This is a genomic window from Shinella sp. GW835-FHT14H05, from assembly GCF_058793575.1.
On the sequence record NZ_JBXAFY010000003.1, the window covers coordinates 38,060 to 57,790 of the forward strand.

Consider the following 19,731-nt stretch of genomic DNA (forward strand, 5'->3'; position numbering starts at 1 on the left):
ATCCGACACAGGATGAAAGGTGCATCATGCTCACCACCACACCGCCGGCAGACCGCCGGACCGTAAAACTCTCCATCTCCAACATGACCTGCGCGTCCTGCGTGCGCCGCGTCGAGAAGGCCATCGAAACGGTGCCGGGCGTCACCGGCGCCGCCGTCAACCTTGCGACGGAAAAAGCCGATGTGACCTTTAACGGCACGCCCGACGTGGCGGCCGTGGCAGAAGCGGTGCGCAAGGCTGGTTACGGCGTCACGGAAGAGGTCATCGAGTTCCCCGTCGAGGGCATGACCTGCGCTTCCTGCATCGGCCGGGTTGAAAAGGCGCTGAAAGCCGTGCCGGGCGTGATCGAGGCGACCGCCAACCTCGCGCAGGAACGCGCCCGCGTCCGCCTCGTCAAGGGTGCCGCGAGTTTCGAGGATCTTTCCGCCGCGATCGAACGCACCGGCTACAAGGCCATCCGTGAGACCGCCGCGACACCCGCCGAGGACGACCGCCGCGCCGCCGAGGCAAAAATCCTGCGGCGCGACCTGGTGATCGCCGCGCTGCTGACCGCGCCGCTCTTCGTGATGGAAATGGGCGCGCATGCCTTCCCGTCCTTCGGCCACTACATTCACGAGACGCTCGGCATGCAGACGAGCCGGATCATCCAGTTCGTGCTGGCGACGCTGGTGCTGGCCGGTCCCGGCTTGCGCTTCTTCCGCAAGGGCATTCCGGCGCTCGCGCGGCTGGCGCCGGACATGAACTCCCTCGTCGTCATCGGCACGCTCGCCGCCTGGAGTTTCTCCACCGTCGCGACCTTCGCGCCGGGCCTGCTTCCAGGCGGCACGGCGAATGTCTATTTCGAGGCAGCCGCCGTCATCGTCACGCTCATCCTCGCCGGGCGCTACCTGGAGGCGCGCGCCAAGGGCCGCACCGGCGAGGCGATCCGCCATCTCGCCGGCCTGCGCGCCAAATCCGCCCGCGTGCTGCGCGATGGAAAAGCGGAGGATATAGCCCTCGAAAGCGTCGTGCCGGGCGATATCGTTTTGGTGCGGCCGGGTGAAAAAGTGCCGGTCGACGGCGAGGTGACGGAGGGCAGCTCGTACATCGACGAGTCGATGATCACGGGTGAACCGATGCCCGTCGCGCGCCAGGCCGGCGACCTCGTCACCGGCGGCACGGTCAACACCACCGGCTCGCTCACCTTCCGTGCCACCCGCGTCGGCGCCGATACGGTGCTCTCGCAGATCATCCGCATGGTGGAAGATGCGCAGGCGGCAAAGCTGCCGATCCAGGCGCTCGTCGACCGCGTCACGCAATGGTTCGTGCCGGCCGTCATCGCCGTCGCCCTCGTGACCTTCGGCCTCTGGCTGGTGTTCGGCCCGAGCCCGGCGCTCGCCCATGCCCTGGTCAATGCCGTCGCCGTGCTCATCATCGCCTGCCCCTGCGCCATGGGGCTTGCGACCCCCACCTCCATCATCACCGGCACGGGGCGCGCGGCGGAACTTGGCGTGCTCTTCCGCCAGGGCACCGCGCTTCAGACGCTGGAAGGCACCGACATCGTGGCCGTCGACAAGACCGGCACGCTGACGCTCGGCCATCCGACGCTGACGGAGATCGTGCCGGCGGATGGCTTTGCGCGCGACGAGGTGCTGGCGCTGGTCGCCGCCGCGGAGGTGCATTCCGAGCACCCGATCGCCGCCGCCATCCATGAAGCGGCGGTCGCGGAGGGCATCGACCTTCCGGCGGCAACCGGCTTCGTGGCGAGTTCCGGCCAGGGCATTTCGGCGGAGGTTTCCGGCCGCAGGGTGGAGGCGGGTTCGGTCGGCTTCATGCAGGCGCGCGGCCTCGATGTTTCGCCGTTCTCAAGCCACGCAAACCGGCTCGCCGCCGAGGGCGCCTCGCCGCTCTACGTCGCCATCGACGGCCGGCTGGCGGCGCTCTTTGCCGTCACCGATCCGGTCAAGCCGACGACGAAGGAGGCGATCGCCGCGCTGAAGGCGCTCGGGATTGAAGTGGCGATGATCACCGGCGACAACCGCCGGACCGCCGAGGCAGTGGCGGAAAAGCTCGGCATTGACCGGGTGCTGGCGGAAGTCCTGCCGGACGGCAAGGTCGCGGCGGTGCGCGAGCTATCGGCCGGCGGCGCGAAGAAGGTCGCCTTCGTCGGCGACGGCATCAACGACGCGCCGGCGCTTGCCGCGGCCGATACCGGCATCGCCATCGGCACGGGCACGGATGTCGCCATCGAAAGCGCCGACGTGGTGCTGATGGCGGGCGACATGCGCGGTGTCGCCGTCGGCATCGCGCTGTCGCGGGCGACGATGCGCAACATCCGCCAGAACCTGTTCTGGGCCTTCGGCTACAATGTCGCGCTGGTCCCGGTCGCGGCCGGCCTGCTCTATCCGGCCTTCGGCATCCAGCTTTCACCGGCGCTCGCAGCCGGCGCCATGGCGCTTTCCAGCGTGTTCGTGGTGTCGAACGCGCTGCGGCTCAAGCGTTTTCGTCTCGCATTCCGCAAGGGAGATCAGGCATGAATATCGGCGAAGCGGCGGAGGCGACGGGTGTCTCCGCCAAAATGATCCGGCACTACGAATCGATCGGCCTCATTCGCGAGGCCGGGCGCACCGGCGCCGGCTATCGCACCTATGGGCCGAAGGATCTCTCGACGCTCTCCTTCATCCGGCGCGCGCGCGACCTCGGCTTTTCCATCGCCCAGATCCGCGACCTGCTGGCGCTCTGGCAGGACCGCGCGCGGGCCTCCGGCGACGTGAAGCGCATCGCCAACCAGCATGTCGACGAGATGAAGGGAAAGATGCGCCTGCTGCAGGAGATGGTGCACACGTTGGAGCACCTTTCGGCCCATTGCCACGGCGACGACCGGCCGGACTGTCCGATCCTCGAACAGTTGGCGAGCGGCAAGGCGGAGGAGGCATGTTGCTAGATCAGGCGGCGGCTGAAAGATGTTCGTGCACGGCGAGCCAGCGGCCGGCGGGATCGCGCGAGAAGACGATCGTCTCGCGCTCGTTGTTCGTCATGGTCTCGCCACCCACCGAAACGTCGGTCTCCACGGCATGGGTGAAGATCGCCACGTCGCCGACGAGCCGGACTTTGCGGTCCGTCGAACGACAGCCGAGCACGCGAAAGCCATCGCGCGTCTCCCACAGCGCCCACTCCGCTTCATAGGCGGCGCGGTCGTCGAGCGTGCGGTCGAGATTGTAGAAGAGGAAGGTCGCTTCCGGCGCGAAGGCGGCAAAGTATGCTGCGCGGTCATGCCGGGCGAAGGCGCTCACCAGGGTATCGGCGGCGGTGAGGACGGCGGATTCCGTATCGGTCATGGCATTTACCTGCGGCTCAGACGATCTTGATGCTGCTGATGAGGGCGGCGATGGGCTCGTGCTGGGCGTTGACGCGCGCCTTCAGCTCTTCGAGCGGCATGGCATCGACCTTGCAGAACTCGATGAACATCATGTTGAGATTGTTGAAGAAAACTTCGCCCATGGCCTTGGCGTCGACGCCGGCCTGGATCACGCCGCGCGCCTTCAGCGTCTCGACGAGTTGCACGACCTGGGCGCAGAGCTGTCCGTCGAGCTCGGTATAGCGCCGCGACAGCGGCGTCTCCGGCTGCTGGATGGAGATCGCCATGGCGGTGCGCCACATCTCCTTGGAGAGATAATAGAGCGAGTGGTCGTAATATTGATCAATCAGGGTGCGCAGCGCCTCCGCCACGTTGAGCGGCGGATTGGCGACGATGCGCGCACCGCCCTCCAGCACCTCCGTCACTTCCATCGCCACGGTGGCGACGAGGATGTCGCCCTTGTTCTGGTAGTAGTTGTAGAGCGTGCCAACGGAAACCTCCGCCATCTCGGCGATGTCCTCGATGCGGGCGCTGTCATACCCCTGCTCGCGGAACAGCGTGGTCGCGGCTTCAAGGATGCGGCGGGTCTTGTCCGCCTTCTGTTTTGCACGCAATCCAGCCATGGAATCCTCCGTTGGAATCTCCTCAAAAATGAGATTGACTTAAAAAATGAATTCGTTCAATCTTTTTCTCAAGGCACCGGAATGAGTGCCATTCGCCTGGGCCAAAAGCCTTCAGCCAGAGGGAAAGATGATGACGAAAACCGTTTCCAGCGGGTTCTCCCGCCGCATGCTTCTTGCCACCGCAGCCGTGTTGGTTCTCGCTCCCGCCAGCGCGCAGGCGCAGGACGAGCTGAACGCGCTCGTCTGGTGCGACCACACCGACCCGGCACTGGTCGAGCCCTTCGAAAAGGCCAACAACGTCAAGGTCAACCTCAAGGAATATGAGGGCACGGGTGCCGCTATCTCGATCATCGAGCAATCCCGTCCCGGTGACTGGGACGTGCTGGTGATCGACGCTGTCGACGTGCCGCGCGCCATCGACATGAACATCCTTGGCGAAATGCCGGCCGACAAGCTGCCGCTCGGCGATCTCTTCCCTGAAGTCCGCATGGAAGAGACGACGACCAAGGACGGCAAGGTCTACGCCGTTACCGAAAAATTCGGCTACAACACCATTTCCTTCGACAAGACAAAGGTCGATCCGGCCGATATGGACGATCTTTCTGTCATCTGGTCGGACAAGTACAAGGGCCGCATCGCGCTCTACGATTATTACCTGCCGATGGTTGGCCTGACCGGCGTCGGCATCGGCAAGAAGACCGCAGACCTCAAGCAGGAAGACCTGCCGGCGATCAAGGAAAAGCTGTTCGAGATGAAGAAGGTCGCCCGCCAGGTGAGCGATGTCGTCGCCTCGCAGACGGCACTGGCGACCGGTGAGGTGGACATCGTCGTCGGTGGCGGCGAGTGGCTGACGGCGGGCCTTTCCGGCGAAAAGCCGAATCTCGACTGGACGATCCCCAAGCAGGGTGCGCTGCGCTGGGCGCAGTCGATCGGCGTCTTCAAGGACTCCGAGAAGCAGGATCTCGCGCTGAAATTCGTGCAGTACATCGTCAGCCCCGAGGGCCAGGCGCGGCTTGCCACTTCGTCCTGCTACTGGGCGATGCCAGCCAATGCCAAGGCGGGCGAGCACCTCACCGACCCGCAGAAGGCGGCGCTGCGCTGGGACAAGCAGCCGGAATATCTGAAGAACTCGCAGCTCTACCCGGTGGCAGATGCCGACATGGATGCGGCGATGCAGGACGTCTGGACGGAGATGTTGCAGCAGTAAGGTTCGGGGGGATGCGTGGATCCTCGGGTCAAGCCCGAGGATGACGGTGGGGAGGGTGTGAGCCTGCCCTATCGAACGGCTCGGCATGCGATGCCGTTTCTGCGTCGCCCCACTTCTCTTCTTTCGTCATCCTCGGGCTTGACCCGAGGATCCAAGCTCCAAGCACTGACGAGGACCGACCCCATGACCGCCACTGCCTATGAGCGCGCGGAGCGCCGCAAGGCCTGGGCCTTTGCCCTTCCGGCTTTGCTCTGGACGGGGTTCTTCTTCCTCGCACCCTTCGCCTATATGGCGGCGATCAGTTTCTGGACGCGGCAGGGGCGCGAGATCGTCGCGACGTGGACGCTCGACAATTACGTCGCCTTCTTCGAGAAGGCGCATCTCTTCAAGGGGCTCGTCGTCTCGCTGGAGATCACGGCGGCCGTCACCGTCATCTCCATCCTGCTCGCGTACCCGCTCGCCTGGATAATCGCCGAGCGCGTGCCGAAGAAGTGGCAGCGTTTCGCCCTCATCATGGCGATCCTGCCCTTCTGGACCTCCTATGTCGTGCGTTCCTATTCCTGGCTGCTGGTGCTCTCCAAGGGCGGCGTCGTCAACCAGGCGCTGCTCTGGCTCGGCGTCATCGCCGAACCGCTGGAGCTTTCGGCCAACCGCACCGGCACGATCATCGGCTTCGTGCACTTCTTCGTCATGCTTTTGACGCTGACGATCTACGCCAACCTCATCCAGCTTTCACCGAACTACCGCCGTGCCGCAGCCGATCTCGGCGCGAATGCCTTCCAGACCTTCTGGTTCGTCGTGCTGCCGCTGACGCTACCCGGCATCATGGTCGGCGCCTTCCTCACCTTCGTGCTGTGCATCGGCGATTACATCACGCCGCAGATCCTCGGGGGCAACAACGAGCTCGTGCTGCCGCAGGTCATCATGCTGCAACTCGGACGGCGGGCGGATTTCCCGATGGCGACAGCACTCTCGCTGGTGCTGATGGTCGTCGTCACGCTCGCCTATATCGCCTGCGCCCGCTGGCTGAAGATGGAGCGGACATAAACATGCGCCACCTCACCACCGCCCTTGCCGCGCTCTATGCCGGCCTCATCTACCTCTTCATCTTCCTGCCCGTCGTCGTGCTGGTGCTCTTCTCCTTCCAGGATGGCACGCTGCCGGTGCCGCCGCTGAACGGGCTGACGCTGCGCTGGTACGAGGCGATCTTTTCCGATGGCAAGCTGATGGCCGCGCTCGGCAATTCGCTGATCGTCGCGGTCGTTTCATCGGCGGTCGCCTGCGTACTCGGCTTCCTCGCGGCCTATGCCTTCGCCCGCTACACGCTGCCCGCCTCCGGCCTCCTGCGCGGCCTCATCGTCGCGCCGATGACGGTGAGCACGCTGATCATCGGCCTCGGCCTGCTTTCGGTGCTGAATCTTACCGGCCTCAGGCTTTCGCTCGTCACCGTCGGTATCGGCCATGTGGTGATCAACCTGCCGCTCTGCTTCGCCATCATCTATGCTTCGATGGGCGGGCATCAGGTGAACATCGAGCGGGCGGCGCGCGATCTTGGCGCGAAGGACTGGCAGGTCATGCTGCTGATCACCGCGCCCATGCTGCTGCCGTCGATCCTCGCCGCCTTCTTCCTCTCCGTCACCTTCAGCTGGGACGAGTTCATCGTCGCCTTCCTGCTGTCGCGCTTCGATGTGACGCTGCCGGTAGAGATCTGGAGCATGCTGCGCTCCGGCCTCGACCCCAGGACCAATGCCATCGGCAGCGTCGTCTTCCTCGTCTCGGTCGCGTTCCTCGTCGTCATGGAACTCACCGTCTTCAGAAAGAAAGCCTCATGACCGCCGACGTTTCCATTCGCAACGCCACCAAGGTCTTCGGCGCATTCCGGGCACTTGACGACGTGTCGCTCGATATCGCCGCCGGCGAGTTCATCGTGCTGCTCGGCCCGTCGGGCTGCGGCAAGACGACCCTGCTCTCCATTCTCGGCGGCTTCATCGAGCCGACCTCCGGCACGGTTTCGATCGGCGGGCGCGACATGACCCATGTCTCGCCGGCCAAGCGCCCGACCACCACCATGTTCCAGGACTACGCGCTCTTCCCGCATATGTGCCTGCGCGACAATGTCGGCTTCGGCCTGCGCATGCGCGGCATGGGCAAGGCGGAACGCTACGAGAAGGCGTTCTCCCTGCTCGATCTCGTCGGCCTCAGGGCCTCCTCCGCCAAAAAGCCGCATGAACTCTCGGGTGGCCAGCGGCAGCGCGTGGCGCTTGCCCGCGCGCTCGCGGTCGATCCGGACGTGCTGCTGCTCGACGAGCCGCTCGGGGCGCTCGACCTGAAGCTGCGCCGGCAGATGCAGGACGAGTTGAAGGCGATCCAGAAGCGGGTCGGCACGACCTTCGTGCATGTCACGCACGACCAGGAAGAGGCGATGGCGATCGCCGACCGCATCGTCGTCATGAACAAGGGCCGCATCGAGGATGTCGGCACGCCGGCCTCGATCTATATGCGACCGCGCTCGCTGTTTTCCGCCGGCTTCATGGGCGAGGCGAACTTTTTGCCGGCCAAGGTGTGCGGCACGGCGGCGAACGAGGCGGAAGTGGAAACCGCGCTGGGCCGCGTCGCCCTGCCCGCCTCCGCCTTCGTGTCCGGCCTGCCGGCGGCAGGTCGCGATGTCACGCTCTGCATCCGCCCGGAGCATTTTCGCAGCGGGAGCACGGATGTGCCGACCGTCTCGCTCGGCCGCGGCCGCATCACCGGCAGTGCCTTCTTCGGCACGCACCACCGCTGCCATGTCGCGGCCGACGGCACCACCCTCACCGCCCATCTTCCCCAGACCGACAATCCGCAAGTCGGCGCCGAGCTTGACCTTCGGCTAAAGGCGGATAGCATCGTCGTGCTTCAGGACGGAGCGGGAGTCGTAGAGTAAATGCAGCGCATCCGCCCGGAGGATTGGTACAGCGTTCGTCGCCTCGACGACGATGTCACTTATATTTCCGAGCCTTACATCCAGGAATTCTACCGCTGCAACATCTGGCACATACGTGGGCGCGACCGCGACATGCTGGTGGATAGCGGCATGGGCGTCGTTTCGCTGCGCGAATGGGTGCCCGTCGTCACGGAGCGCGAGCTGATCGCGGTGGCGAGCCACACCCATTTCGACCATATCGGCTGCCATCACGAATTCGAGTGCCGCGCCGTGCATTCCGCCGAAGCCGATCTTCTCGCCAACCCGACGCGGGAAAACACGCTCGCCGAACCCTACGTTACCGACGACATCTTCGACGCGCTGCCGCCCGAACCTTATTGCTCGAAATGTTACGCGGTGAAGCGCGCGCCCGCGACGCGCATCCTCGAAGATGGCGACATCATCGACCTCGGCGACCGGCAGTTCGAGGTCATTCACACGCCGGGACACTCCCCGGGGGGTATTGCGCTCTACGAAAAGGCGACAGAAATTCTCTTCTCGGGCGACATCGTCTACGATGGCCCGCTGATCGAGGACACCTACCATTCCGACTTGGGGGATTACATCGCCTCGATGGAACGGCTCCTGACCCTGCCCGTGCGGCTGGTGCATGGCGGCCATTTTCCAAGTTTCGGCGGAGACCGCTACCGCCAGCTCATCAAGGGCTGGCTTGATGAAAAACAGAAGTGACGGGAGAAAAACATGCTCGACAAGCGCAAATTCTACATCGACGGCCAGTGGGTCGATCCGCTGAAGCCCAACGACCTTTCGGTGATCAACCCGGCAACGGAAAAGCCGATCGCGGTCATCTCCATGGGCACCGCCGCCGATATCGACCGCGCCGTCGCTGCCGCCAAGAAGGCCTTTGCGACCTACAGCCAGACCAGCGTGGAAGAGCGCCTCGCGCTGCTCGAAAAGCTGCTCGACATCTACAAGCGCCGCTATGAGGAGATGGCGCACACCATCACGCTGGAACTCGGCGCGCCGATCACCATGAGCACCGAGCAGCAGGCGGATGTCGGCGTCGGCCACCTCCAGGGCTTCATCGAAGGCCTGAAGCGCCTGAAGGGCCGCGAAGTGCTGCCGAACGGCGACGTCGTGCGCCGCGAGCCGATCGGCGTCGCCGGCCTCATCACGCCGTGGAACTGGCCGATCAACCAGATCGCGCTGAAGGTCGTCCCGGCGCTCGCGACCGGTAGCACCTGCGTGCTGAAGCCGTCCGAATTCACGCCGCTGAACGCCCTGCTCTATGCGGAAATGGTGCATGAGGCCGGCTTCCCGGCGGGCACGTTCAACCTCGTCAACGGCGACGGTCTTGAATGCGGCGCGGCGCTTTCCAAGCACAAGGACGTCGACATGATGTCCTTCACGGGTTCCACCCGCGCCGGCATCGCCGTCAGCAAGGATGCGGCCGAGACGGTCAAGCGCGTGACGCTGGAACTCGGCGGCAAGTCGCCGAACATCGTCTTCGCCGATGCCGACCTCGAAGACCGCGTCGCCGGCAGCGTGCGCGAATGCTTCAACAATTCCGGCCAGTCCTGCGACGCGCCGACCCGCATGCTCGTCGAGCGTTCGGTCTATGACAAGGTCGTCGAGATCGCCGAGCGCACCGGCAAGGAAGCCAAGGTCGGCAACCCGGAAGAGGCCGGCGAACATATCGGTCCGCTCGTCTCCCACATCCAGTTCGGCCGCGTGCAGGCGCTGATCGAGGCGGGTGTCGCCGAAGGCGCACGCGTTCTGGTCGGCGGCCCCGGCAAGCCGGAGGGTTTCGAGACCGGCTATTTCGTCAAGCCGACGATCTTTGCCGACGTCAACAACGAGATGCGCATCGCCCGCGAAGAGGTGTTCGGTCCTGTCCTCTCGATCATCCCCTTCGACACTGAAGAGGAAGCGATCGCGATCGCCAACGACACCGCCTACGGCCTTGCCGCCTATCTCCAGACCGGCAATCCGGACCGCGCCGAGCGCGTCGCCGCCCGGCTTCGCGCCGGCATGGTGCACATCAACGGCGGCCCGCACCGCTACGGCAGCCCCTTCGGCGGCTACAAGCAGTCCGGCAACGGCCGCGAAGGCGGCATCTTCGGCCTTGAGGATTTTCTTGAGGTGAAGACGGTTCACCGGCCGGATGCGGCGTAATCCAGCCAGATAAATCCGAAGGCGGCGCTCGAAAGGGCGCCGCTTTTTCATGGGTGCAAAGTTTTCCGCTAAATTAGCGGCGCCCGTCTGGTTCAACCCGGTGCAGTCTGATAGCTCGCTGGCATCCTGATGCCCGGACCGCTGCCTTGTCCCCGATTGCCGTTTCCACCCATCGCCGCCTCGCGCTCGCAGCCCTTCTGATCGGGGGCGCGGCCATCGGCGGCTCGCCGATTTTCGTCCGCCTGTCGGAAGTGGGGCCGCTGGCAACGGCGTTCTGGCGGGTCTCGCTGGCGTTGCTGCCGTTCTTCCTGATATCGCGCGTCGCCAGGGAGGCGGACGAAGAGCCGGCCGGACTGCGCGACTATCTCGTGCTTCTGCTGCCCGGTATCTTCCTGGCCATCGATCTCGTCGCCTGGCACCTGTCGCTGCACATGACCTCCGTCACCAATGCGACGTTGCTGGCCAATCTGGCGCCCGTCTTCGTGACGCTCGGCTCCTGGCTGATCTTCCGCACGCGCATTACGCCCATTTTCCTGGCGGGGCTTGCGCTGGCACTGGTCGGCGTCATCGTGCTGAAGGGTGGGCCGGCGGCAATCGGCGGCGGGCAGCTTGCGGGCGATGCGACCGCCATCGTCGCCGCCATCTTCTACGCCTGCTACATGCTGGCGCTCGGCCATGTCCGCTCGCGCTTCTCGACGCTGCGCATCATGGTCTGGACGACGTTTTCGGCCGCCGTCTGCATGTTGCCGATCGCCTTCTTCTTCGAGGGCAGCATGTTGCCCATCACCCTGTTCGGCTGGGCGATGGTTGTCGGCCTCGCCTTCATCAGCCATGTCGGCGGGCAGGGTCTCGTGACCTATGCGCTGGCCTATCTGCCGACGGCGTTTTCTTCGCTGACGCTGCTCCTGCAGCCCGTGGTCGCCGCCATCCTCGCGTGGTTCCTGCTCGCCGAGCCGGTGGGCATCATGCAGGCGGTGGGCGGCGTTATCGTGCTAGCCGGGATTCTGGTCGCCCGGCGGGGTTGAAGCCTGGCCTTCCGCCTGTTTTGCCTGCATGACGGCCCGTATGCCGGAAAACAGGATCAGGCCGTTGATGGCGATCCCGAACAGGAAGCGGCCCGGCGCGAGGCTGAAGCTCAACGGCGCGTCGGGATTGTAGCCGAGGCTCGCAAGACCGCCCATGTCGTTCGTCAGCAGGCCGGAGGCCAGCCACCAGGCGCCGGCGACGATCATCACCCAGCCCCATACCTTGCCGTTCTTCATGCTGCACCTCCGTTGACGTGGCCATGCTCCTGCGAAGGAGACGGCTGGGTGCCGCGCAATATTCCGCCGGGCTGATCAGTGGTTGTGCCGCGGCGGCGTTTTGGCGATTTCGCGGAAATCCGCGGCCCCCTCGATGACCGCGCCGTCCGAAAGCTGGGTGACCGTCTTGCGGTAGAGCCGCTGCCACGGCGTCGCGTCAGCCGGCACCGAAGGAATGCCGTCGGCCTTGCGGCGCTCGATTTCCCCCGCCTCCACCAGCATGTCGCACCGCCCGTTTTCGAGGTCGATGCGGATCATGTCGCCGGTGCGCAGCCACGCAAGCCCGCCGCCGGCCGCACTTTCCGGCGAGGCGTTGAGGATCGACGGGCTGTCGGCGGTGCCGGACTGCCGCCCGTCGCCGATCGTCGGCAGGCTGGTGATGCCGCGTTTCAGAAGGTGGTCCGGCGGCTGCATGTTGACGACCTCTGCCGAACCCGGCCAGCCGAGCGGCCCCGCGCCGCGGATGACGAGGATGGTGCGTTCGTCTATGGCGAGCGCCGGATCGTTGATGCGCCTGTGGTAATCCTCCGAGCCATCGAAGACGACGGCCTTGCCCTCGAACGTGCCTTCCCGGCCCGGCTCGCTCAGATAACGCGTACGGAACTCCGGCGAGATCACCGAGGTCTTCATGATGGCGAAATCGAACAGGTTGCCCTTGAGAACGAGGAAGCCCGCCCGCTCCTTGAGCGGTTCGCCATAGGGCCGGATGACCTCGCGGTCGCTTGCCGCACGCCCTTCCAGGTTCTCCGCAACAGTGCGCCCGGTGACGGTGGGACAACCTCCATCGAGCTTTCCGACATCCAGCAGCTCGCACATGATCGCCGGCACGCCGCCTGCCCGGTGAAAACGCTCACCGAGGAAACGTCCGGCCGGCTGTACGTCGGCGAGTAGCGGGACGTCGTAGCCGTGCACCTGCCAGTCGTCCGGCTTCAGCTCGACGCCCGCATGTTTCGCCATCGCCATCAGATGCGGCTGCGCATTGGTCGAGCCGCCGATCGCCGAATTGACGCGGATCGCGTTGAGGAAAGCTTCGCGCGAGAGGATGTGCGAGGGGCGGATATCCTCCAGCACCAGCTCCACCGCGCGCCGGCCGGTGCGATAGGCCATCTGGCCACGTTCGCGATAGGCGGCCGGGATGGCGGCGCAGCCCGTCAGCGACATGCCGAGCGCTTCGGCCAGCGCGTTCATCGTCGAGGCGGTGCCCATGGTGTTGCAATGGCCGATGGAGGGCGCGGAATCCATGGCTGCCTGCAAAAACTCCTCCTCGTCCATCCTGCCGGCTGCAAGCTTGCGGCGCGAGCGCCAGATGACGGTGCCGGAGCCGGCGAGGTCGCCTTCGTGCCAGCCATCGAGCATCGGCCCGCCGGAGAGCACGATCGCCGGAATATCGACCGTCGAGGCCGCCATCAGCGCCGAGGGCGTGGTCTTGTCGCAGCCGGTCGTCAGCACGACGCCGTCGAGCGGATAGCCGTAGAGAATCTCGACGAGGCCGAGATAGGCGAGGTTGCGGTCGAGAGCCGCGGTCGGCCGCTTGCAATTCTCGAAAATCGGATGCGTCGGGAACTCGATGGGAATACCGCCCGCATCGCGGATACCGTCGCGCACCCGCTTGGCGAGGTCGACGTGATGGCGGTTGCACGGCGTCAGGTCGCTGCCGCTCTGCGCGATGCCGATCACCGGCTTGCCGGAGCGCAGCTCCTCCGGCGTGATGCCGTAGTTCATGAAGCGTTCGAGATAGATCGCGGCCATGTCGATATGGTCGCGATTGTCGAACCAGTCCTGCGATCGCAGCCGGCGCTTGCCTGTCTTTTCGTCCGTCATGAAATGACCCTTGTAAACAATATCCACCCGCACTGTTCCATCCCTCTCGTTCGGGATCAACAGATGCTTGATGCAGCTATCAAAATTGCTGACTGGATCGGCCCCGTGGAATGTGTCACAGCCCTCCCATCCCGAGATCCGAGTTTCCGCCATGACCGATATCACCGCCTCCTCGCCCGCCTCCGGCACCGCCCGCCTTGGCGTGATGCTGATGCTGCTCGGCATGGCCATGTTTTCGCTGAACGACGTGCTCGGCAAGTGGCTGGTGGCCACCTATTCCGTCAGCCAGCTCATGCTGATCCGCAGCGCCGCCGCGATGCTGGTGCTGACGCCCTTCCTGTGGCGCACGGGATGGCGGCAGCTTATCGACGTCGATCGCCCGAAACTGCATTTCCTGCGCTCTGCGCTTTATGCGTTCGAGGCATCCGCCTTCTACTTCGCCGTCGCCTACATGCCGCTCGCCGATGCCATGACCTACTGGCTTGCCGCGCCGATCTACGTGGCGGCGCTGTCGCCTCTGCTGCTGCGCGAAAAGGTCGGCTGGCGGCGTTGGACGGCCATCATCATCGGCTTTATCGGCGTGGTCATTGCGCTGGAGCCGTCGAAGGACACGTTTACGCTGCCCGCCCTTATCGCGCTTGCCGGCAGCCTTGCCTTCAGCGTGGCCATGGTGCTCGGCCGGTCGTTGCGCGCCGCGCCCGATACGACGCTGGTCTTCTGGCAGATGGGGGCGGCGGTGATCTTCGCGGGTGTCTGGTGTCTCGCTGATCCGTCCGGCTGGGCGCCGGTCAGCGGCGCCGGCCTCGGTCTGCTGAGCCTGCTCGGCATCGTCGCGATGAGCGCACACATGCTGGTCAACCGCTCGCTGAAGCTGGCGGATGCCGCAACTGTCGTGCCGCTGCAATATACGCTGCTGCTCTGGGCCGTCATCTTCGGCTGGATTTTCTTCGGCGATCTCCCCCGCCCGGCCATGCTGATCGGCGCCGGCTTCATCGTCGCTTCCGGCCTCTTCATCTTCTTCCGCGAGCAGCAGCTGAAACGCCGCGCCCGCGGCTGAGACCGTCAAAGCGGCAGTTCGGTGGTGTATTTCACGCTCTTCAGTGCGAAATGCGACGACGAGTTCGCGACCGCCTCATGGGTCAGAATCGCCTGCATGAGAAGCTGCTCGTAGTCCCGGACGTCCTTCACGACGACGCGGATCAGGTAATCCCATTCGCCGGACATGGAATAACATTCCAGCACTTCCTCATGCGTCTGCACGAAGCGCTCGAAATCCCGCCGCGCGATGGGGTCGTGCGATTTCATGCGCACCTGGCAGAAGACATTGAGGCCGCGGCCGATGCGGTCCGGATCGAGCAGGCGGACGGTGGGGCCGAGAACACCCGCCTCCTCCAGCGCCTTGATCCGCCGCCAGCAGGAGGCACTTGAGGCACCGACTTCCTCGGCGAGCGCCGCATGGCTGATATCGCCGCGTCGCTGCAGGACTTTCAGGATTCTCCTGTCGATGGCGTCAAGCTGAATGGAATTCATCGTAAAACCCAGAAATGAGATACAGACGTTTCATTTCTATCGCAGACTGCGCGCTGTTTGAAACGCTTTTTCGCCTCCCGCGTCCTACACTTTCCATCCATGCACATGCGGGAGGAAACCATGGCACAGGCCGCGCTCAAACCCATCGCCCGAAACGCGCCGGATGAAACCGTCGACTGGAAACGCATCACCTATCTGATGCACCTGTCGCGCGCGCTCGACGAGATGGAGGAAACCCGCCTCGTGCCGGAGAAGAAGGTGCTCTACCAGTTCTCTGCCCGCGGCCACGACATGGCGCAGATCATGCTCGGAAGCCACCTGACCGACCGGCATGATGCGACCTGCGGCTATTATCGCTCGCGCCCGCTGCTGCTGTCGCTCGGCGTCGATCCCGCCGATGCGCTCGGCTCGGCGATGGGCCGTGCCGGTGGCTATTCCGACGGGCGCGACATCGGCGTCGTCTTCAATTATCCGAACCTCGATGGCGCGTCGGCGCTCCCCATGTGCGGCGGCGTCGGCGCGCAATATACGCCGACGGCCGGCTGGGCGCAGGCAGTCAAATATTATGCCGACGTGCTGGGCAAGGCGGAGTACCGCGAGAGCATCGCCGTGGTGCTCGGCGGCGATGGCTCGGTCGCCTCGAACGGGTTCTGGTCGGCGCTGACGATTGCTACGACCCAGACCCTGCCGATGCTCTTCTACATCGAGGACAACGGCTACGGCATCTCGGTCCCCTCTACCATCCAGACACCCGGCGGCAACATCGCCGCCAACCTTTCCGGCTGGAAGAACCTGACGATTTTCGAAGGCGACGGCACCGATCCCGCGGCCGCCGCGCGCCTCACCGGCGATGCGGTGGAGCATGTGCGCCGCAGCCGTGGCCCTGTCCTGCTGCGTCTCACCGTGCCGCGCCTGCAAGGCCACAGTTTCCAGGATACCCAGGCGTACAAGAACGAGGAGACGGTGCGCAGCGAATGGGCGCGCGATCCGCTGCCGCGCCTGAAGGGCTATATCGTGCCCGCCGTGCTGAGCGAGGCGGAGTGGAATGCCGCGGACGAGGATGCACGGCAGGCGGCGGAGACGGCGCGCATCGCAGCCGAAGCGCGCCCGACCGCCGTCCCCGAGACGGTGACCCGGCACGTCTTCTTCGATGGCGAGGTGCAGGTGATGGGCGGGCAGATCCGCCACGGCTATAGGGCGCCGGAGACAGTCGCCACGGTGCAGGCGGACGGCCAGCGCATCAACATGGTCACCGCCATCCGCCGCACGCTCGACCATGAACTGTCGATCAACGAGCGCGTCGTGCTGTTCGGTGAGGATATCGGGCCGAAGGGCGGCGTGCATGCTGTGACCCTCGGGCTTCAGGAAAAGTTCGGCAGCGAGCGGGTGTTCGATACCTCGCTTTCGGAGGAAGGCATTGTCGGCCGGGCTGTCGGCATGGCGCTTGCCGGCCTGATGCCCGTGCCGGAAATCCAGTTCCGCAAATATGCCGAGCCCGCCACCGAGCAGATCAACGACTGCGGCACGATCCGCTGGCGCACCAACAACCGATTTGCGGCCCCCATGGTGCTGCGCATGCCGGGCGGTTATTTCAAATGCGGCGACCCCTGGCACAGCCAGACGAACGAGGTCGCCTTCGTGCACCAGCCCGGGTGGAAGGTCGCGGTGCCCTCCAATGCCGCCGACGCTGTCGGCCTGCTGCGCACGAGTCTCCGCGGCAACGACCCGGTGATCTTCTTCGAACACCGGGCCATGCTGGACCACGCGTGGGCGCGCCGCCCCTATCCCGGCGACGATTATGCCCTGCCTTTCGGCAAGGCCAGCTTCACGCGCCGGGGTGACAGGATCACGCTCGTCACCTGGGGCGCGATGGTGCATCGCTGCGAGGAGGCCGCGGATGGCGTTTCGGCCGATGTCATCGACCTGCGTACGCTGATGCCCTGGGACAGAGAGGCGGTGCTCTCCTCCGTGCGCCGCACCCGGCGTTGCCTCATCGTGCATGAGGATCTCTGCACCGCCGGTTTTGGCGCGGAAATCTCGGCCGTGGTGGCCGACGAGGCCTTCATGGATCTCGACGCGCCGGTCTCGCGGCTCACCATGCCGGACATACCGAGCCCGCACAATCCCGTGCTGCTCGACTGGGCGGTGCCCTCGGTCGGGAAAATCCGCGCCAAGATCGACGCGCTGCTGGAGTTCTGAGTATGACCGATCTGATCGATGTTCTTGCACCTGAGGAACAGGAAGGCACCAAGGCGGTCGTGCGCAACTGGCTGAAGGCCGTGGGCGAGACGGTGGCGCTCGACGATCCGCTCGTCGAGCTCGAAACCGACAAGGTGACCCAGGAAATACCCGCGCCCATCACCGGCACCCTGCACGAAATCCTCATGCAGAGCGGCGAAAAGACGGAGCCCGGCGCGGTGCTCGGCCGGATCAAGCTTGCGGGTTCCGCTGAGGCGCGCGTGGTGGCCGCACCCGCCGCCGCGAAGGAGACCGCGCCGGCAGTGTCGGAAGCGGTGCACCATTCCCCGGCGGTGCGACGCGCGGCCGAGGAGTACGGCATCGACCCGGCAACGGTGGCAGGCTCCGGCAAGGGCGGGCGCGTGACGCGCGCCGACATGGATGCCGCGCATGAGGCGGCGCTTGCAACGCCTGCGCTGCAACCCGCCAGAACGCCAACGCCGCAGGCGGAAAAGCCGAGCGGCGACCTGCGCTCCCGCTCGATCAAACATTCGCCCATGCGGCTCGCCATCGCCGAGCACATGCAGATGTCCGTCTCCACGGCACCGCATGTCACCGCGGTGTTCGAGGCCGATTTCAGCGCCGTGATGCGCCATCGCGAGAAGAACAAGGCCGCGTTTGCCGCTTCCGGCGTGTCGCTCTCCTACACGGCCTATATCGTCGCTGCTTGCGTTGCCGCGATGAAGGCCGTGCCGGCGGTCAACAGCCGCTGGTTCGACGATTGCCTGGAGGTCTTCGAGGATGTGAACATCGGCATCGGCACCGCCCTTGGTGACGACGGCCTCGTCGTGCCCGTCATCCGCGAGGCACAGAACCTCTCGCTCTCCGGCATCGCCGTGCGCCTGCAGGATCTCACCGCCCGCGCGCGGGCGAAAGCGCTGACGCCGGCCGACATGCGCGGCGGCACGTTCACCATCTCCAACCATGGCGTTTCCGGTTCGCTGGTCGCCACGCCGATCATCATCAACCAGCCGCAATCGGCGATCCTCGGCGTCGGCAAGCTGGAAAAGCGGGTCGTCGTGCGGGAGGTTGACGGCGTGGACACGATCCAGATCCGCCCAATGACCTATGTCTCGCTCACCATCGACCATCGCTCGCTCGACGGCCACCAGACCAACACCTGGCTGACCCGCTTCGTCGAAACGCTCGAAAGCTGGCCGCAATGACCGCTTCCCATGACTATGATCTGCTGGTGATCGGTGGCGGTCCCGGCGGCTATGCCTGTGCCATCCGCGCCGCGCAACTCGGTCTGAAGACGGCCTGCGTCGAGGAGCGCCCGACGCTGGGCGGCACCTGCCTCAATGTTGGCTGCATCCCCTCGAAAACCTTGCTGCACGCAACGCACCTGCTTGAAGCCGCCCGTGACGGCCACATGGCTGACTTCGGCATCGAGACTGGCCCGGTCTCCGTCGATCTCGCCAAACTGATGGCGCGCAAGGACGCGACCGTCGCCTCGCTCACCAAGGGCATCGACTTCCTGTTTCGCAAGAACGGCGTGACCCGCCTTGCCGGCCGGGCGCGCCTTGCCGGACCGGGCCGCGCGGAAATCGCCGGCAAGACGGTCGGCGCGAAATCCATCGTGATCGCCACCGGCTCGCAGCCGGCGACGCTTGCAGGCGTGACGGTGGACAATGCCGCCGGCATCGTCGTCGATTCGACCGGCGCGCTGTCCCTCTCCCGCGTGCCGGAACGGCTCGTCGTCATCGGCGGAGGCGTCATCGGCCTCGAACTCGGCTCCGTCTGGCGCCGTCTCGGCGCCAAGGTGACGGTCGTCGAATATGCCGAGCGCATCCTTCCCGGCATGGACGAGGATATCCGCACGGCGATGACGAAACTCCTCACCCGCAAGGGCATGACGATCCTCGCCTCGACCGCCGTCACCCATGTCGAGACCGGAAGCGGTGGCGCGACCCTCACCCTCCGCGCCGCCGATGGCGGCACGTCGGAACTGACGGCGGATGTCGTGCTCCTCGCCACCGGCCGTAAGCCGAACACCCGTGAGCTTGGTTTGGAGACGGTCGGCATCACCTCGGATGACGGCGGCTTCGTGCCGGTCGATCATCGCGGCTGGACGGGCGTTGCGGGCATCCACGCGATCGGCGACGTGACGCGCGGCCCCATGCTGGCGCACCGGGCGGAGGACGAGGGCATCGCGGTTGCCGAACGGCTCGCCGGCAAGCCCGGCATCGTCAACCACGCCATCATCCCGGCCGTGGTCTATACCGACCCGGAAGTTGCCGCCGTCGGCAAGACCGAACAGGCGCTGAAGGCCGAGGGCATCGCCTACCGCGCCTCGACTTTCCCGATGCTCGCCAACAGCCGCGCCAAGGCGAACGGCGACACCGAAGGTTTCGTGAAACTGCTGGCCGAGGAGAAGACCGGCATCCTGCTCGGCGCCCATCTCATCGGTGAAGTGGCCGGCACGATGATCGCGCAGATCGCGCAGGCGATGGAGTTCGGCGCGACGGCGGAGGACATTGCTTATACCTGCCACGCGCACCCCACGCACAGTGAGGCCATCAAGGAAGCCGCTCTGGCCTTCACCGGTGCCGCCATCCATATCTGAAATCGGGTGGTCT

18 protein-coding genes are annotated in these 19,731 nt (G+C 65.4%); 13 read left to right on the top strand and 5 right to left on the bottom strand.

Translation table 11 applies throughout. The annotated features are described in order from the left end of the window. Nucleotides 1–26 precede the first annotated feature (26 nt). The gene (locus tag AC1Q6Z_RS11435) at nucleotides 27–2,516 is read left to right on the top strand and encodes a heavy metal translocating P-type ATPase (protein ID WP_492647889.1); all 2,490 of its coding nucleotides are present in this window, start codon (nucleotides 27–29) and stop codon (nucleotides 2,514–2,516) included. Beyond that, nucleotides 2,513–2,923 (top strand): Cu(I)-responsive transcriptional regulator, encoded by a 411-nt coding sequence (cueR, locus tag AC1Q6Z_RS11440; protein WP_492647890.1) that lies wholly within the window; start codon nucleotides 2,513–2,515, stop codon nucleotides 2,921–2,923. The genes AC1Q6Z_RS11435 and cueR overlap by 4 nt, the downstream gene beginning before the upstream one ends. Before the next feature lies 1 nt (nucleotide 2,924). Here the strand turns inward: cueR and AC1Q6Z_RS11445 are convergent, their stop codons facing one another. Beyond that, nucleotides 2,925–3,317: a YybH family protein gene (locus AC1Q6Z_RS11445; protein ID WP_492647891.1), complete on the bottom strand. Its 393-nt coding sequence runs from the start codon at nucleotides 3,315–3,317 to the stop codon at nucleotides 2,925–2,927. A gap of 16 nt (nucleotides 3,318–3,333) precedes the next feature. Further along, nucleotides 3,334–3,960: a TetR/AcrR family transcriptional regulator gene (locus AC1Q6Z_RS11450; RefSeq protein WP_439625207.1), complete on the bottom strand. Its 627-nt coding sequence runs from the start codon at nucleotides 3,958–3,960 to the stop codon at nucleotides 3,334–3,336. Between the two features lie 130 nt (nucleotides 3,961–4,090). Here AC1Q6Z_RS11450 and AC1Q6Z_RS11455 point away from each other — a divergent pair, with 130 nt between their 5' ends. The 7 genes from AC1Q6Z_RS11455 to AC1Q6Z_RS11485 all read left to right on the top strand — a co-directional run bounded on the left by AC1Q6Z_RS11455 (nucleotide 4,091) and on the right by AC1Q6Z_RS11485 (nucleotide 11,287). Continuing rightward, on the top strand, nucleotides 4,091–5,167 hold the full coding sequence (locus AC1Q6Z_RS11455; RefSeq protein WP_492648341.1) for an ABC transporter substrate-binding protein: 1,077 nt from the start codon (nucleotides 4,091–4,093) through the stop codon (nucleotides 5,165–5,167). A 183-nt stretch (nucleotides 5,168–5,350) separates the two neighbouring features. Then, nucleotides 5,351–6,214: an ABC transporter permease gene (locus tag AC1Q6Z_RS11460; protein ID WP_492647892.1), complete on the top strand. Its 864-nt coding sequence runs from the start codon at nucleotides 5,351–5,353 to the stop codon at nucleotides 6,212–6,214. 2 nt (nucleotides 6,215–6,216) lie between these two features. Next, nucleotides 6,217–6,999 (top strand): ABC transporter permease, encoded by a 783-nt coding sequence (locus tag AC1Q6Z_RS11465; RefSeq protein WP_435265888.1) that lies wholly within the window; start codon nucleotides 6,217–6,219, stop codon nucleotides 6,997–6,999. Then, a complete protein-coding gene (locus tag AC1Q6Z_RS11470) occupies nucleotides 6,996–8,087 on the top strand; it encodes an ABC transporter ATP-binding protein (protein ID WP_492647893.1) in 1,092 nt (363 codons plus the stop codon). The genes AC1Q6Z_RS11465 and AC1Q6Z_RS11470 overlap by 4 nt, the downstream gene beginning before the upstream one ends. Continuing rightward, a complete protein-coding gene (locus AC1Q6Z_RS11475) occupies nucleotides 8,088–8,816 on the top strand; it encodes an MBL fold metallo-hydrolase (RefSeq protein WP_492647894.1) in 729 nt (242 codons plus the stop codon). It begins immediately after the preceding gene. Nucleotides 8,817–8,828: 12 nt separating this feature from the next. Then, nucleotides 8,829–10,262, top strand: coding sequence for an aldehyde dehydrogenase family protein (locus tag AC1Q6Z_RS11480; protein WP_492647895.1), 1,434 nt, complete (start codon nucleotides 8,829–8,831; stop codon nucleotides 10,260–10,262). A 146-nt stretch (nucleotides 10,263–10,408) separates the two neighbouring features. After that, nucleotides 10,409–11,287: a DMT family transporter gene (locus AC1Q6Z_RS11485; protein WP_492647896.1), complete on the top strand. Its 879-nt coding sequence runs from the start codon at nucleotides 10,409–10,411 to the stop codon at nucleotides 11,285–11,287. Here the strand turns inward: AC1Q6Z_RS11485 and AC1Q6Z_RS11490 are convergent. Together AC1Q6Z_RS11490 and AC1Q6Z_RS11495 are read right to left on the bottom strand one after the other, a co-directional pair. Further along, entirely contained in the window at nucleotides 11,255–11,524 is a 270-nt protein-coding gene (locus tag AC1Q6Z_RS11490; protein WP_492647897.1) for a hypothetical protein, read from the bottom strand. The genes AC1Q6Z_RS11485 and AC1Q6Z_RS11490 overlap by 33 nt on opposite strands. 75 nt (nucleotides 11,525–11,599) lie before the next feature. Beyond that, nucleotides 11,600–13,384, bottom strand: a complete 1,785-nt coding sequence (locus AC1Q6Z_RS11495) for an IlvD/Edd family dehydratase (protein ID WP_492647898.1) — start codon at nucleotides 13,382–13,384, stop codon at nucleotides 11,600–11,602. 151 nt (nucleotides 13,385–13,535) lie between these two features. On the opposite strand from AC1Q6Z_RS11495, the gene AC1Q6Z_RS11500 reads away from it, so the two are divergent. Then, nucleotides 13,536–14,441, top strand: a complete 906-nt coding sequence (locus tag AC1Q6Z_RS11500) for a DMT family transporter (RefSeq protein WP_439625225.1) — start codon at nucleotides 13,536–13,538, stop codon at nucleotides 14,439–14,441. Nucleotides 14,442–14,446: 5 nt separating this feature from the next. Here AC1Q6Z_RS11500 and AC1Q6Z_RS11505 read toward each other — a convergent pair whose 3' ends face one another. Further along, nucleotides 14,447–14,914 (bottom strand): Lrp/AsnC family transcriptional regulator, encoded by a 468-nt coding sequence (locus tag AC1Q6Z_RS11505; RefSeq protein WP_256116258.1) that lies wholly within the window; start codon nucleotides 14,912–14,914, stop codon nucleotides 14,447–14,449. 120 nt (nucleotides 14,915–15,034) lie between these two features. Here AC1Q6Z_RS11505 and AC1Q6Z_RS11510 point away from each other — a divergent pair, with 120 nt between their 5' ends. From AC1Q6Z_RS11510 to lpdA, 3 genes are read left to right on the top strand one after another with little or no spacing between them, the layout of a single operon-like run. Then, entirely contained in the window at nucleotides 15,035–17,113 is a 2,079-nt protein-coding gene (locus AC1Q6Z_RS11510) for an alpha-ketoacid dehydrogenase subunit alpha/beta (protein WP_492647899.1), read from the top strand. Between the two features lie 2 nt (nucleotides 17,114–17,115). After that, nucleotides 17,116–18,318, top strand: a complete 1,203-nt coding sequence (locus AC1Q6Z_RS11515; RefSeq protein ID WP_492647900.1) for a dihydrolipoamide acetyltransferase family protein — start codon at nucleotides 17,116–17,118, stop codon at nucleotides 18,316–18,318. After that, complete coding sequence (lpdA, locus tag AC1Q6Z_RS11520) at nucleotides 18,315–19,718, top strand: dihydrolipoyl dehydrogenase (protein ID WP_492647901.1); 1,404 nt, start codon at nucleotides 18,315–18,317, stop codon at nucleotides 19,716–19,718. The genes AC1Q6Z_RS11515 and lpdA overlap by 4 nt, the downstream gene beginning before the upstream one ends. Nucleotides 19,719–19,731 lie beyond the last annotated feature (13 nt).